The sequence below is a fragment of the Iodobacter sp. CM08 genome (genome assembly GCF_033446605.1).
Classification (GTDB): domain Bacteria; phylum Pseudomonadota; class Gammaproteobacteria; order Burkholderiales; family Chitinibacteraceae; genus Iodobacter.
Genome location: NZ_JAWQUO010000047.1, coordinates 19756 through 34075 on the forward strand (window position 1 = coordinate 19756; position 14320 = coordinate 34075).

Genomic DNA, 14320 nt, shown 5'->3' on the forward strand with positions numbered 1-14320 from the left:
AAAGAGGCCTTTTACTACCGATTCATCGATGAGCTGCAAGGCCAGTTCCCAAAGCTCGGGGGCGATTTGCTTAATAAACTCTTTTTTTGCAATGACTTGGCTTTTGCTGATTTGGGTTTGCTGCGGATTGCCAATAAATGGTTGAGTATGGGCTGTGAATTATCTAAGGCAGCAGCATAGTTTGCTTCTGCCGTGGTTCTGGTCTCAAATTCATGCCATAGGCAAAGAAACTATTGATTTTGCGTGTCAGGCTATACACCCAATACTTTCTTCTAAAGCGGAATCATCTTCCTCGATGTTAAATTGATTGGACTTTATCGAATGACTTGTGCCGCATTGCCTCGCAATATTGCCTTGATTTTAACTGAGTTCCCTCCCAGCTTTGGTGGGATGCAAACGCATGCCGAATTTTTGGCGAGTGCTTTGCAGGCCGCAGGCTATCGCATTTGTGTTTACACCTATCGCTGTGATGATCCTGCTTTGAGTCATGCTGCGGCAGATTTTGACCGTGATTGTGGCTATCCAGTGCGCCGTGTATTAAGCCGTATTGGTTTTTGGGCTAATTTGGATTTGCTCTCCAAGCGCATTGCGCAAGATCAGGCCGAATTAATCTACGCCTCGAATGTGTATTACGGCGGCTTGGGCGCAATGCTAAAGTTGCCCGTGATTTGCCGCTCGGTTGGCAATGATGTGCAGCGCCCTTGGATTGCGTATCCGTTTCGATTTGCTAGCCGTTGGCTTAGCCATCCTAGCCTAGAAAAATCGCTACATCGTTGGTATCGGCGTTGGAATTCACCGGAGTGGTTGGAGGCGCTGCTAAGGCGGCAACGGCTCAAGCTGATGCAACACAGCGCCTGTGCACATCAACGAATTCTGGCCAATAGCGCATACACCCGTGATTTATTGCAAGCAAGCGGGGTGAAAGCCCAGCGAGTGCAAATTTTAAGTGGTGGCGTCGATAGCCAGCGATTTCAGCCAAACTTAACCCTCAGGTTGAGCACACGTGCCGAATTGGGGCTAAGCGCTGAGGCGCCGATCTTGCTTACTGCCTGCCGTTTGGTAGCGAAGAAAGGCCTTGATTTTTTGCTGGGACAAGTCTTGGCGCTGCGCCAGATTGCGCCCGGATTGCAGTTATTGATCGTTGGCGATGGGCGGGAGCTACGCCGCTGTAAGGCCCAACTTAGCGCATTGGGCTGCGCGAAGGCGGTGATCTTTTTAGGCCGCGTGCCACAGGCAGAGATTCAGCGCTATTACGCGGCGGCAGATTATTTTGTGCTGGCCAGCCGAGTCACCACCCAGCAAATCAGCGGCTTTCAGGACGCCGAAACAATGGGGCGCGTCTTGTGCGAAGCCAACGCTGCTGGTATTCCACTGATCGCCAGCCGCTCGGGTGGAATCCCTAGCGTGGTGCGCCATGAAGATAATGGCTTATTATTTGAAAGTGATAATGCGGCTGATTTTTTGCAGCAATTTCAGCGCATTTACCATGATCCCGTATTACGCCAGCGTCTCATTGAAAGCGGCCTTGCACGCGCCAAACAGGAGTTTGACTGGTCGGTATTGATTCCGGCGCATGAGGCCTGTTTTGCTGAGGTGTTAAGTGCTTCGCAATAAATTGCCAATATTATGCCCATCTTGCTCGGCATTTCCTCGCAGGCGGTAATCCAGTGGTACTACTGGATCGCTGGTAAAACTCCTCAGGGATGATGCTTGGTTAGCCAATCTAGAATGCAAGAAAACTTATGTTGAGAAATAAGCGAGCAAAGAAGTGATGATTTAATTTAATGGCCAATGGTGATTTGCCAGCGTTGTTATTTTTAAGTCATATCTATAGAAAAGCGTTTTTCCTTGAAATGGATTTCATTTCAGTAGCTCTTGATAGTCCTTTGCGCTGATTGTTATTCTTTGGTGTAGCAATCGCTGAACATTACCTTTGCTTTGATCGCTTACAGAAAAATAAAACTTGCTACGCCCGCGTGTCTGGATAGGAATGCTTAAGCTGTTGATAGATACGCCAGCAAAATCCACTTGGCTAGAATCGATAGAAAGCGCGGGCTGGCCCTTTATATAGCTATTGGTGGCAGTAATACTGGAGCGATTACTAATCATAGCGGCCTCTGGATTGCTAATCTGTACATTATCCATCCAGACGCTAGAATCGTTTATTTCTAAATATTTAGCATTGATATTAATGAGCTGCATCTGCTTACAGTCATTTAAAATAATCCTATCGTAATCTCCGCTTAAACGTAGATTATTTGTTTTATTACACAAATGGACGCGGCGGCTATTAAGGGGCACGGTAGTGATTTTAGTAGGGATAGGCGTGGTGAGTATTTGCTGTAATCGTTCAGCAAATTCTTCTGGCCGCTCTACCATCGGCACATGGCCTGTATCAAATAGGGTGAGACGTGTTTCGGGCATGCGCCCAGCCAATAGGTAGGCTGTGCGTAAGGGGGCTACAAGATCGTTTTTCCCCCAAAAAATATCAGTAGGTGTGTAGGTTTGACTGATGGTTTGGTTAAAGTCTTCATCCAGTAAAGACAATGCAGCATTAAAGGTGTGCAAATCTTTAAAAAGTTGCTCTCTTACTGAGGGGATTTTTAATAGGGGAGTGGGGTCGGGCAAAACATCGTCTGCAGTTTCGATAAGGCTAGAGCGCAGCTGATTTACTTTTCGGGTGGCAAAATTAATTAGCATATTGGGTAAATTACTTTCAGCCAGCTCAAAATTGAGTTTGCTGAGGTAATCAAGATAAACCGTTCTTTGCAAAATGCCCGCAGCATCAACCAGCACTAATCGTCTGACTTTGTCAGGATAATCATGGGCATAGCGCAAGCTAATGGCCCCGCCTAAAGAATGGCCGATTAAAATCACCGGCCCATTTGGGGTGTATTGCTCAATCAATGCGTTAATCAGCTGACCATAATGAGCGGGGGATAAGCGCTCTACATTGTTCCCCGATAGGCCAAAGCCAGGTAAATCAAAAGCCAATACATGGTAATCACGGGCGAGCTTTGGGATTTGTGTGAGCCAATCGCGGCTGGCGCGGCTACCCAGCCCGTGCACAAGAACAACGCTTGGCTGCTGTGCTTGCCCCGCTTGTAGCACAAATACTTTGCCATTAAAAAACGGTGAATCTTGCATATGATAGCGCCAATCTGGCGGATATCCCGCTGGGGCTGAAATCTCTGTCGGTTCGCCTGAAAGAAACGCGGTTTCAGCATGTAATGGTTTAATGATTACAAAAACAAATAAAAAGTAGGCTGCGTATTTCAGCATAGGTTTGGCATGATCACTCAGAAATATTGCAGGAATTTATCTAGTGCAGCTAGCAAGCTTAATTGCATCTTTTAATCGATTGCATACATATTCTTATAATGAAATAGCCGCAAAAAAACCGCCTAGCGGCAATGAGAGGCAATCGCCTTTTTCATTCGGCACCGTTTAGATATTCCAAAAAAAGACTGAATACGTCCATGTTCCTATAAAAACAGCAAGCCAAAATGCCTCAATAAATACACGGGATAAGTACTGGTTTTATTCTTAATCTGAGCAGATTAAACGGCAGGCTAGACGCAAATTCTGTCATTTATTGTCAGTAAAATAATAAAGTAATCATGATTTTATAGCAAGCAAAATGGAAGGTAATCCCCCCACAAAACCAGCTCATTTTTAAGTAGAATTTTCTCGCAGTCTTTGAGGAGTTCTAGATGAAAGCCGTAGGCAGTTGATAACGCCAGATTATGGCGATTTTAAAGCAAGCCGAAGCCGGTTCAACCGTCCCCGATTTGTGCCGCGAGCACGGCATGAGCTCTGCCTCTTTTTATAAGTGGCGCGCCAAGTTTGGCGGCATGGACGTCTCGATGATGACGCGCATGAAAGAGCTGGAGGACGAAAACAAGCGTCTTAAAAAGATGTATATCGAAGCCCAGATGCAAGCGGATATCATCAAGGAGGCCATGTCAGAAATCATCTGAAACATCTCAGCGCCGCGAGATGGCTCACTGGGCCGTTGAAACCAAGGCAGTTTCTATTCGTGCGGCTTGCGCCAGCTTTGCAATTAGCACGACTTGTTATCGTTATATTCGTAAGCTAGATGCAGAAAACGCAAAAATTGCGGAACTGCAGATTCAGCTCACTAAAACCCATCGAAGCTGGGGCTTTGGCCTCTGCTTTTTGCATTTGCGCAACGTCAGGAAAAAAACACTGGAACCATAAACGCGTCTACAGGATTTACTGTGATTTAGAGTTACATCTGCGAATTAAGCCTAAAAAACGCTTAGAGCGTGAAACGCCAGCGCCATTAGCGGTGCCAGCGGCAAAAAATGAAACATGGTCGATGGATTTTATGCACGATCAATTAGCAGATGGCCGCAGCATTCGCTTATTTAACGTGATTGATGATTTTAATCGTGAAGGATTAGGGATTGAAGTTGATTTCTCTTTGCCAGCCGAGCGCGTAATACGCAGCCTGAATCAAATCATTGAATGGCGCGGCAAGCCTAAGCGAATCAGATCTGATAATGGCCCTGAATACATTAGTCACATATTAAAGAATTGGGCAGAACAACAATCGATTGAATTGGCCTATATTCAGCTCGGCAATCCACAGAAAAATGCATATATTGAGCGCTATAATCGTACTGTTCGATATGAATGGCTGGCTTGTGATGATTTTGAAAGCCTTGCCGAAGTGCAAGAAACTGCAACGCAATGGCTTTGGACTTACAATAACGAGCGCCCACATATGGGATTGGGCGGCATCACCCCGAAACAAAAACTGGCATTACATGCCTGACCTCTACTTTTAAGTGAGCTTAAGAATGGGGGGATTACCGTCACTTGAAATAAACCGCCCAATCTCAGGATCGTAATAGCGGTGGCGGTTGTAATGCAATCCACTTTCTTCGTCGGCGTATTGGCCTTGGAAACGTAGCTGGTTGTTGATACCTGCTGTTTTAGCCGCTTCACTGATAATGGTTTTTGCGTCACCCCACGCTTTATATTCCGCGCTCCAAGCGATTTCACCGTTTTCGTCGCTCAGTGTTTGTGGCGTGCCGAGGTGGTCTACGTGGTAGTAGGCGGTGTGTTCTTGCTTGCTGTCGTTGGCGGAGACGATTTGTGCCAGCGGTACAAAGCTGTTGGGCTCGAACAGGTAGTGGCGGGTGTGGTCTGCGGTTTTTTCCAAGGCGATGACGTCGCTGTCCCAGATGAATTTCCAAAATCCTTCTATAAACGAACAGGGAGCAATAATATTGCCCCCTGTTCGTTCATTTGTTTTTTAATGCTTCGGTAATCAGTTCTTTAATATGGGCATCATCATAGTATGTATACATTCTATGACCGATGGCTTCCTCTTGGCTAATATCAAATCTAGAATTATCAACTCGCACGGCTTGGAGCTTGCCAGGAGTGCCTGTAACAAAAAATATGTCATTGAATTTTTCAGAGACAACATAATTAGGCGTTTTGTCTATAATCAGCCATTCGCCTTCCGATCGGCATTCAAATAAACCATATGGGTTAAGTATTACGGGGCGAATCAGCCATTTATCTGCATAATTTGGATCAAATATAGGATGGGCAGAGAAATAGTCATAAATTTCCGCAACCATCCCCATATTTAGTTTTGAGATAAGTCTGCCAAAACCATAACGCTGTTCATCATAACGGAAGGCAAATAAATCCCCTGGTACGGGTTTAAATCGCTTTGGCCGTTTGGCCGTTTTTAATACGACTTGCTTAATTTCAAGCTCTTCCATGCCACTGGCAATCTCATCATCTACATTTACTTTAAATGCCAGTGATAAGGCATATTCAAGCTCAAGCAGGGTTGGTTTTCTGCCTAAATCTTCGATGTATTCATGGCTAAATTCTTTTAAAAAATGCCGTATTGAATCCAGCACTGCATCACCAATAACGGCATCCTTTTGATCGGGTATATTCCACCAGCCCATAGCTACACCCTCAGTTAAAATTAAATTTTGTTTGTAATCTAAAACATTCAAAGATAATTTTTTAAATTTTAAATTGCGATTATGTTCTATAACAAGAAAACAGAGAAAAGCATTGTATTTACACGTTTATGCTAATGCAAGACTTCGCTCTGCTGGTATTATTTTATTCTTTACCAACAATAAGAGTTTCTAATTTTTTTCCGCCATAATCATCATTCATTAGGTAAACAGGAGTGGATTTTTCCATGCTTTTTATAAAAGTGAAATTAAAATATATCTCTTCATCTTCACATATTTCGTAATAAATATCCCACTGTCCAGAGGTTAGGCCAATATCTATTGAATTAACCTCACCTGGAGTTACAACTTCAGCTGATGTTTCATGCATAGAAAAAGGAACGCGCATACACCTTTGTGCATTTGAGTCATAAGTGAAAGCATCAGATTTTTTTATAAAAATATTTGCTCCAAAACTTCCTTCTACCAAAGGATCAAATGATATATAAGACGGATGAATGAGCACTCCTTGTTCGATGTTTTTTGATCCCCACTCACATAGCGATTGATCATAGGGAATGCTTCTTATTTGAATTTGATTATGTGATATTAACATGTCAAATGTTTGTTTGTTTTTCATTTGGTCACCATTACTTTAATTTTAGTTCCATCAGGGAGTGATTCTAACGCATGGCCAATACTTGATCCTGCTCCGCGATTATCAGATGGGTCAATGTGCCGTACACTAGCACCTTGTCCTCCTTCTTTGAACATTGCCATTGGCCATTCATCTCGATCTTGTTTAGGTGCAGTTTTAATTCCTTTTAAACTTTTTGCACGATTTTTCTTTGCATTACATCGGTCTATAGTCACTATATCTGAATGACCATTGTTAATTGCATCCTGAATGTGCCCTGCTGTTTCTGGATAGGCACTTCTTGATATTGCTAAGGTGTAATCACAAGTCCCATCTGTTGATTGAGTTAGGGTGCAACCAGCCAACCCCATGGGATCAATCCAATGAACCGGATTCGGCGCATAAGCATGCGTGTTAATCCCGCCCATTAACCCAATCGGATCGCTTGATATAAACCGCCCAATCTCCGGATCGTAATAGCGGTATCGATTGTAATGCAAGCCACTTTCGTCATCGGCGTATTGGCCTTGGAAACGTAGCTGGTTGTTGATACCTGCTGTTTTAGCCGCTTCGCTGATAATGGTTTTTGCTTCGCCCCACGCTTTATATTCCGCGCTCCACGCGATTTCGCCGTTTTCGTCGCTCAATGTTTGCGGTGTGCCGAGGTGATCCACATGGTAGTAGGCGGTGTGGCTGCTTTCGCCTTTTTCTACGATTTGCGCCAGTGGTACAAAGCTATTGGGCTCGAACAGGTAATGGCGGGTTTGGTTTGCGGTTTTTTCTAGGGCGATCACGTCGCCGTCCCAGATGAATGCAGTTTGGCCTTGGGCGTTTTCTTTGCCGATGCGGCGGCCAAAGGCGTCGTAATAGTATTGCGTTACGCCTTGGGCTGTTTGTACTTCACTCAGGCGGTTAAAGCCATCCCAGCTGAGTTGGGTGATCTGTTCGCCGCGTTGTTTCTCGGTGAGATTGCCGCGTGCGTCGTATTTAAAGTGGGTGCCTGCGTATTGCTTCAGCAGGTTATCCAGAATGCGTGGTGTTTGGCTGGGTAGGGTGTTTTCTGCTTTGCCTGCGCTGTCGAGCAGATTGCTAGCGGGGTCAAAGGCAAAGGTTTCCTGATGTTTTGGCGTATTGGCAGCAAGCAGCCTGCCGACTGGATCGTAGCGGTATTGCGTTTCGCCCTTGCGGCTGTCTTTAATGCCCAGTAGTTGCCCCACCGGATCGTATTGATAGCTACGGTTGCTGCTGATTTGGCCGCTGAGCGTTTGCTGCAGCATGCGGCCCATTGGGTCGTATTGGGTATGCGCTTGCAGCTGGTTGGCGAGTTTGCGGCCGGTTTCGCGGTGTAGTTTATCGCGCTCAAAGCTGGTGATTTCTTGCTTATTCCACAGCATGCCGTGCACATGGCCGCTGCCGTAAACCAGCCAATCGGTGCGCTGGCCGTCGGGGCGGATGCTGGCGATGCGGTTGCCCAGCTCGTCGTATTCGTGTTGCCAAATATGGGTTTGGCTTTGGCCAAAGAGCTGGTACTGGTGCTCTTCACGCGTTAAATCGCCCACTTCATCAAAGTTAAACGCCACCTGGCTAAAGCGGTTTTTAGCGATGGCAAGGCGGCCAGCCGGATCGTAGCGGAATGATTCTTTGCTGCTGCCCGTTTTACGCTGCGCCAAGCGGCCGGCGGCATCGTAGTTAAGCTGGGTAAGCTGGCCTGCTTCGTTTACTTCTAAGAGCTGGCCGCAGGCTTCGGCATAGTGGTAGCGGGTGGCTTTGCCATCAAAGCTGTTTTCTTCGGTTAAGCGGCCAACAGGATCGTAGCCAAAGCGATATTGGGCACTGTTTTCATTTTGCAGTGTGGTCAGCCTGCCCAGTTTGTCGTAGCGGTAGGCCAGCTCTTGGCCCATAGCATCAACTCGGGAATGAATCCGGCCTGCTTTATCGTAGCCATAACGAGTGCTGCGGCCTAGCGCATCGGTGTGCGATAGCAAACGGCCTTCGGCATCAAAGTGTAGCTTGGCTTCGGTGCCATCCGCCTGTTTAACAGCCTCCAGCCGGCCATCGCTGCCATAGCGATATTGGGTAAGGTTGCCTGCTGCATCTTGGGTTTCTAACAGGCGACCATTGGCATCGTAATGCCATTCGGTGCAGGAGCCGGAGCAATCGGTAAAGCTGGCCGTTGGGTGGTTTTTTGTTTTTTTCTACCGTTTTTTTAATAAACCACCCTATCTAAAATAGAAATATACTATCTGTAGCTTAATCACACAGTCATCTAACATAGTGATGGTCTTTTTACATCTACAAGGCTAAATTCTGATAACTCTGCCAGTTGATCAAAGTGCTCAATCCCATTTTTTAAAATATCACTGCATTCGGTTTGATAAATGGGGATAACCCATAAAAAATCAGGGTAAAAGGTATGATCATTGTTTATTTTTACAAACTCCTCATGCTCACCGCGTGGCTCATCAATAAGGAATGCCTTTGTTGGCCATTCAAATGGAGATAGTTTTGTTTCATCCGTGACACTAGGATAGGTAAGTGATTCAACTTCGGTTGCTGTATGCGCTGAAATATCTAATAAATAATTAGATACTTTTTCCAATGAGGTGCCGCCAAGGTCAGCAGGAAGGGCAAAAAAATACTCCCTTTTTACTATGGACAGTGTTTTCATGGCCTGAAAATATAGTCCAATTGTTGCAATATGTGCAATATTATTTTTCTCATTAGAGGGGAAGTAATAAACTTCAATTGAAGTGTTATCACTCACCCTATTCGAGATCACTCGACTTTCAGGCATTCCCCAAAACTTCATATAATGTTCAAGAACAAAGCTACGATATATATCAAATTCAAATTTAGCTTCGCTGGATGACCTATAGTCTTTTTTATTCACAACGCCCTCTCATGATAGAAGTTCTGATTTAATCTGGCGAAGCTTGCTTTCGCAAAAATAGGGAGCAATATTATTGCCCCCTGCTTGTTTGTTTTTTTTAATGATTCGGTAAGCAATTCTTTAACTTTGGCATCACAAAATAACTGAATAACTGAGGTCAGAGCAAGCTTAAATCTAATGTTATCAGAGCCAAAGAACATGGATTTAACTTCACTCTGTTCCCAATTATTTTACCCCAGTTATTTATTAAGAACACTTATTATCATGACTGTTAGCCCACCACAAAATCTTGTGGGGGTGGTTTTATCCCTGGAAAAATAAATGCTTTCGAGGCATCCCAATTAACACCTGTGTCAAAAAAAGTAAGCAGCCTATTTATTATTTTATCTTGATCGCCGACCATTCCAATGTATTCATATCGATAAATTACTTCAAGATCACGCTCAATGGTGAGCCCTGGAATAATAATTTTAGGATTGTTAGTATAGTCGTCTGTAAATTCAATTAAGTCTGCCCTATTGGGGCCACTCGCACACAAATGCCTGCTTATTAAGTTTTTTGGCATTGGACGTAAATTAGGACAGACTAACTCTGGGTTTATTTCTCCAAAGAAAATTGATTTAATTTTTTTCTCAGCCACCATTATGCAAAATATTGGATCCTCTTTATTTAGATCAATCCCAGTCCACTCTCCTGTTTTGTTTTTTACATTAAAAAACTGTAGGAAGTGATTGCCTCTAACTTGTGCAATAGTAAAAAATTCGTCATTTATTTTAATGGAGATAATTACTCCATCAGCCCATTTGATTTTACTCTTCATTATCGACAACCCTTGTTTTTTCTATGTTTATCAGCAACATCTAAATATGCATCACGATTTGGCTTATGTTCACCAACTGGATTTTGTTTATTTGAAGTTCCATCTAAACCGCATCGATCTTCAAAGACACGCTGTTCAAGGCCACGTGCCGTATTTTTCCCTTCCTGTCCATTACCAACATAAAAAGGTTGAGCTGCGACATCAAAATGGCCTGTACTTGGATATCGATAACTTAAAACATCATCTGCTGAGTGCCCAAGCCCAGACTTACTTGCGTAGCCAATATAAGATTTCCCATCTTTAACTCCTTCATAAGAAATATGCGTTGCATTCGCTTGATCTCCCATTAACGCCAATGGATCAATCCACCCATTCGGATTCGGTGCATAAGCATGGGTATTTAATTCCCCCAATAAACCAATTGGATCACTGCTAATAAACCGCCCAATCTCTGGGTCGTAATAGCAATAGCGGTTGTAATGCAATCCACTTTCTTCATTCGCATATTTACCTTGAAAATAAACGGGGCTAGGTCTTGCAATACAACAAATAGTTTCCATGGATTGTTGGATTGCAAGACCTGACCCTGATTATTTTAAACCAACCAATAAATACCTAACTATCATGGCTAAAATTTAAAAACTACTGTGCAATATACGCTGACCTAAAGCTACCACACTTAACAAAAAGCAACATCTGCAAGACCATATTCGACTATAGACAACTCGTCAGTATTGATTTTAAATCCTCGGCCATGCTCGGCATCAGATGTAGTATAAAACTCTAAGCCAATTATAAGATTGCTTTCGAATTCCTCTGACAAAATGTACATAGTTATAAGATGCGTATTCATGGCACCATCACTGGCCATCTTACTAAGACAAATTGGATACCAAATTGATGCTTTCTCGATAAAATTATAAATCCGCTCTTTGAAAGTTTCCATTATCACTTCATTATACAAAGCAAGCCCATCAGATATATTCAAAATAACCGGCTTGGATTGAGTGCTAATATTTACAACCGCAAATTTACTTTCATCGAAGTTAATCATTTATCTACCCATCATTTTTATTAATTAAAATAACTAGAATAACTAGGGTCAGAGCAAAATAATAAAATAATAACTAGGGTCAGAGCAAAATTAAATACTACGATACTTAATGCTCTTAAAGCCAAAAAAAGTGGACTTAACTTTGCTCTGACCCCAGTTATTCTATTTTCTCAAATTCATTCCACGAAAAAGAAGAGTCAGAATTATTTCTAAAATCATTTAAAGATAAAAACCATTCATCCTCTGCACTGCTATATAAAGCATCAAAAAAGAACACCACTTAAAAAGACTAATACTTATTTTTTTAATTACTTCAATCTCTCTATTTACTTCCATCTCACATTTTTCATGAGTACATTCAAAAATCCAGTCATGATCATTTAATTTTCCTATTAATTTAGCATGTTTCATAGCTATGCTCTGTTGTTTTTATTAAATTATTTTTCGCTGTAATGTTGTTAATACCAAGCGCAAACCACTTCTTACACCGGCAAGAAAAACAAAGGCTGAGTTTTAATCCACCCTTTGTTTTTTACTGCTTATATGGTTAAAAATTAAGATAAATTATTTAAATAATACACATGACAATTTAATTTATAATTATATTTTTCACGCAACAACAAGAGCATGTTTCATATAGAATAAAATACCCTTTCTGCATTTCATTTTTTACAGATTATAAAGATATAAAATCCCAAATATAGTTGACTAACTCATCATTGCCTAGTGTTAAGTCTATCTTGTTTGTTTTTAAACTGAAATTTTTAGCACTTGATCGTATATCAATCTTCTCATTTTTGTAGTTTGTAATTAACATGGTTCCATTTTCAACACCATCCATATTATTTACTTCCCTCTTAATTATAGGAAAAGCTAATACAACGCCTTTTTTTATGGTACCTCCCCCTGTTTTTGGGTTGCTAAAGGCAACAACAGATTTTGGATTTTTCTCTCGATTCCAATTATAAACGGGAGTGAATTTAGCACATGTATCTAAAAAATCTTTTTCCGTTTCATTCCCAAAAAATTCTGATTTGAAAATAGGTAAGCAAAGAAAAAAATCACTCCTATTTTCGTTAACTATCCCTCTAAGTTGACGATGATATAAGCCACTAGCCATTAAAATAGAGTCAAATTTTTTATCTTTAAATTCAGTATTAATTATAGTAATTGGTTCTTCCAATGGCTCAACATCATTTTTTAGCAATTCGATTGCAAACTCATCATCTTCATGATCAACACAAATAGTTAACTTGTTAATATTTTTATTTGTACATCCAATATTTAGGTAATGAACTATTTTTTCATTCGGCATACGCAAAGTGAATTTTAAAATTCCTTCAACCTCTACTACGTCATCGGGAAAATGCTGTGCTATTAATTTTTTCAAATCCATCATTCCTTTACTCCTAAGGTGTATAAGTTGGACCAGTAACTTGTGTATAGTGAATTCCTGAAGCACTCATCGTTCCGCCGTCACTGCTGTTTGGACTCCTAAGCCTCGGAGCAAGATTATCTGTATTGTTATAAAAATCATTTCGTGTATCTCTTGATGAATTAGATCCCTCTGTATTCCAATGTTCAACAACAGGAGTCTTATGCTCTAGCGTCAGGTTTGGATCCTTTCGATCAACAATATCACCATCAATAGTCCTGACTTTTCCTTTATCAGGGCCACTTGGTACAGTATGCGCGTCATACACCTTGTCTCTAACACCACATCGATATGAAGATGGGTATTCTGTTTTTCTATTTTTCCTACTATTAGTATTGTTTCCACTAAGAATAAATCGGCCTGTTCGTGGATCTCTGTCCAATCCAAACGGATCAATCCACCCTATAGGATTCGGTGCATATTGATGTAAATTGCTGCCGCCCGCTAATTTAATCGGATCACTACTAATAAACCGCCCAATCTCAGGATCGTAATAGCGGTATCGATTGTAATGCAAGCCACTTTCTTCATCGGCGTATTGGCCTTGGAAGCGTAGTGGGTTGCTGATGCCTGCTGTTTTAGCCGCTTCGCTGATAATGGTTTTTGCTTCTCCCCACGCTTTGTACTCCGCGCTCCACGCGATTTCGCCGTTTTCGTCGCTCAGTGTTTGTGGCGTGCCGAGGTGGTCTACGTGGTAGTAGGCGGTGTGTTCTTGCTCGCTGTCGTTGGCGGAGACGATTTGTGCCAGCGGTACAAAGCTGTTGGGCTCGAATAGGTAGTGGCGGGTTTGGTTTGCGGTTTTTTCTAGGGCGATCACGTCGCCGTCCCAGATGAATGCAGTTTGGCCTTGGGCGTTTTCTTTGCCGATGCGGCGGCCAAAGGCGTCGTAATAGTATTGCGTTACGCCTTGGGCTGTTTGTACTTCACTCAGGCGGTTAAAGCCATCCCAGCTGAGTTGGGTGATCTGTTCGCCGCGTTGTTTCTCGGTGAGATTGCCACGTGCGTCGTATTTAAAGTGGGTGCCTGCGTATTGCTTCAGCAGGTTATCCAGAATGCGTGGCATTTGGCTGGGTAGGGTGTTTTCTGCTTTGCCTGCGCTGTCGAGCAGATTGCTGGCGGGGTCAAAGGCAAAGGTTTCCTGATGTTTTGGCGTGTTGGCAGCAAGCAGCCTGCCTACCGGATCGTAGCGGTATTGGGTTTCGCCCTTGCGGCTGTCTTTTATGCCCAGCAGTTGCCCTACCGGATCGTATTGATAGCTACGGTTGCTGCTGATTTGGCCGCTGAGCGTTTGCTGCAGCATGCGGCCCATTGGGTCGTATTGGGTATGCGCTTGCAGCTGGTTGGCGAGTTTGCGGCCGGTTTCGCGGTGTAGTTTATCGCGCTCAAAGCTGGTGATTTCTTGCTTATTCCACAGCATGCCGTGCACATGGCCGCTGCCGTAAATTAGCCAGTCGGTGCGCTGGCCATCGGGGCGGATACTGGCGATGCGGTTGCCCAGTTCATCGTATTCGTGCTGCCAGTTGTATT

The 14320-nt window shown here is 43.1% G+C and carries 13 protein-coding genes and 2 pseudogenes; 2 read left to right on the forward strand and 13 right to left on the reverse strand.

Features of this window, described 5'->3' with window-relative positions; genetic code table 11:
• Positions 1 to 14: 14 nt before the first annotated feature.
• Positions 15 to 215 (reverse strand): annotated as a pseudogene (locus R6242_RS22330) (HD domain-containing protein); the annotation flags it as partial.
• Between the two features lie 106 nt (positions 216 to 321).
• On the opposite strand from R6242_RS22330, the gene R6242_RS19630 reads away from it, so the two are divergent.
• Positions 322 to 1614 (forward strand): glycosyltransferase family 4 protein, encoded by a 1293-nt coding sequence (locus R6242_RS19630; protein ID WP_318430146.1) that lies wholly within the window; start codon positions 322 to 324, stop codon positions 1612 to 1614.
• A gap of 246 nt (positions 1615 to 1860) precedes the next feature.
• Here R6242_RS19630 and R6242_RS19635 read toward each other — a convergent pair whose 3' ends face one another.
• A complete protein-coding gene (locus R6242_RS19635) occupies positions 1861 to 3282 on the reverse strand; it encodes an alpha/beta hydrolase (RefSeq protein ID WP_318430148.1) in 1422 nt (473 codons plus the stop codon).
• Between the two features lie 464 nt (positions 3283 to 3746).
• Here R6242_RS19635 and R6242_RS19640 point away from each other — a divergent pair.
• Positions 3747 to 4801 (forward strand): annotated as a pseudogene (locus R6242_RS19640) (IS3 family transposase).
• A 9-nt stretch (positions 4802 to 4810) separates the two neighbouring features.
• Here R6242_RS19640 and R6242_RS19645 read toward each other — a convergent pair.
• The 11 genes from R6242_RS19645 to R6242_RS19695 all read right to left on the reverse strand — a co-directional run.
• Positions 4811 to 5191: an RHS repeat-associated core domain-containing protein gene (locus R6242_RS19645; RefSeq protein WP_318430150.1), complete on the reverse strand. Its 381-nt coding sequence runs from the start codon at positions 5189 to 5191 to the stop codon at positions 4811 to 4813.
• 82 nt (positions 5192 to 5273) lie between these two features.
• Positions 5274 to 6011, reverse strand: coding sequence for an Imm26 family immunity protein (locus R6242_RS19650; RefSeq protein ID WP_318430152.1), 738 nt, complete (start codon positions 6009 to 6011; stop codon positions 5274 to 5276).
• Positions 6012 to 6123: 112 nt separating this feature from the next.
• Positions 6124 to 6597, reverse strand: coding sequence for a competence protein ComJ (gene comJ / locus R6242_RS19655; RefSeq protein ID WP_318430154.1), 474 nt, complete (start codon positions 6595 to 6597; stop codon positions 6124 to 6126).
• Positions 6594 to 8579, reverse strand: a complete 1986-nt coding sequence (locus R6242_RS19660; RefSeq protein ID WP_412100635.1) for an RHS repeat-associated core domain-containing protein — start codon at positions 8577 to 8579, stop codon at positions 6594 to 6596. Before R6242_RS19660 ends, comJ begins: the two co-directional genes overlap by 4 nt.
• A gap of 281 nt (positions 8580 to 8860) precedes the next feature.
• Entirely contained in the window at positions 8861 to 9484 is a 624-nt protein-coding gene (locus tag R6242_RS19665; protein WP_318430156.1) for a suppressor of fused domain protein, read from the reverse strand.
• 271 nt (positions 9485 to 9755) lie between these two features.
• Complete coding sequence (locus tag R6242_RS19670; protein ID WP_318430158.1) at positions 9756 to 10304, reverse strand: hypothetical protein; 549 nt, start codon at positions 10302 to 10304, stop codon at positions 9756 to 9758.
• On the reverse strand, positions 10304 to 10864 hold the full coding sequence (locus tag R6242_RS19675) for an RHS repeat-associated core domain-containing protein (protein ID WP_318430160.1): 561 nt from the start codon (positions 10862 to 10864) through the stop codon (positions 10304 to 10306). The genes R6242_RS19670 and R6242_RS19675 overlap by 1 nt, the downstream gene beginning before the upstream one ends.
• 119 nt (positions 10865 to 10983) lie before the next feature.
• Entirely contained in the window at positions 10984 to 11358 is a 375-nt protein-coding gene (locus R6242_RS19680) for a hypothetical protein (protein ID WP_318430163.1), read from the reverse strand.
• A 219-nt stretch (positions 11359 to 11577) separates the two neighbouring features.
• A complete protein-coding gene (locus R6242_RS19685) occupies positions 11578 to 11769 on the reverse strand; it encodes a hypothetical protein (RefSeq protein ID WP_318430165.1) in 192 nt (63 codons plus the stop codon).
• A gap of 265 nt (positions 11770 to 12034) precedes the next feature.
• Positions 12035 to 12757: a hypothetical protein gene (locus tag R6242_RS19690; RefSeq protein WP_318430168.1), complete on the reverse strand. Its 723-nt coding sequence runs from the start codon at positions 12755 to 12757 to the stop codon at positions 12035 to 12037.
• Between the two features lie 10 nt (positions 12758 to 12767).
• Positions 12768 to 14320 (reverse strand): RHS repeat-associated core domain-containing protein (locus tag R6242_RS19695; protein WP_318430170.1); only part of this gene is annotated, 1553 nt, incomplete at its 5' end.

What these genes read in the sequence shown, in the direction of transcription:
- R6242_RS19630 (WP_318430146.1), top strand. Translation starts at nt 322, where the DNA reads ATGACTTGTGCCGCATTGCCTCGCAATATTGCCTTGATTTTAACTGAG.
- R6242_RS19635 (WP_318430148.1), bottom strand. Translation starts at nt 3,282, where the DNA reads ATGCTGAAATACGCAGCCTACTTTTTATTTGTTTTTGTAATCATTAAA.
- comJ (WP_318430154.1), bottom strand. Translation starts at nt 6,597, where the DNA reads ATGAAAAACAAACAAACATTTGACATGTTAATATCACATAATCAAATT.
- R6242_RS19670 (WP_318430158.1), bottom strand. Translation starts at nt 10,304, where the DNA reads ATGAAGAGTAAAATCAAATGGGCTGATGGAGTAATTATCTCCATTAAA.
- R6242_RS19675 (WP_318430160.1), bottom strand. Translation starts at nt 10,864, where the DNA reads ATGGAAACTATTTGTTGTATTGCAAGACCTAGCCCCGTTTATTTTCAA.
- R6242_RS19680 (WP_318430163.1), bottom strand. Translation starts at nt 11,358, where the DNA reads ATGATTAACTTCGATGAAAGTAAATTTGCGGTTGTAAATATTAGCACT.
- R6242_RS19685 (WP_318430165.1), bottom strand. Translation starts at nt 11,769, where the DNA reads ATGAAACATGCTAAATTAATAGGAAAATTAAATGATCATGACTGGATT.
- R6242_RS19690 (WP_318430168.1), bottom strand. Translation starts at nt 12,757, where the DNA reads ATGATGGATTTGAAAAAATTAATAGCACAGCATTTTCCCGATGACGTA.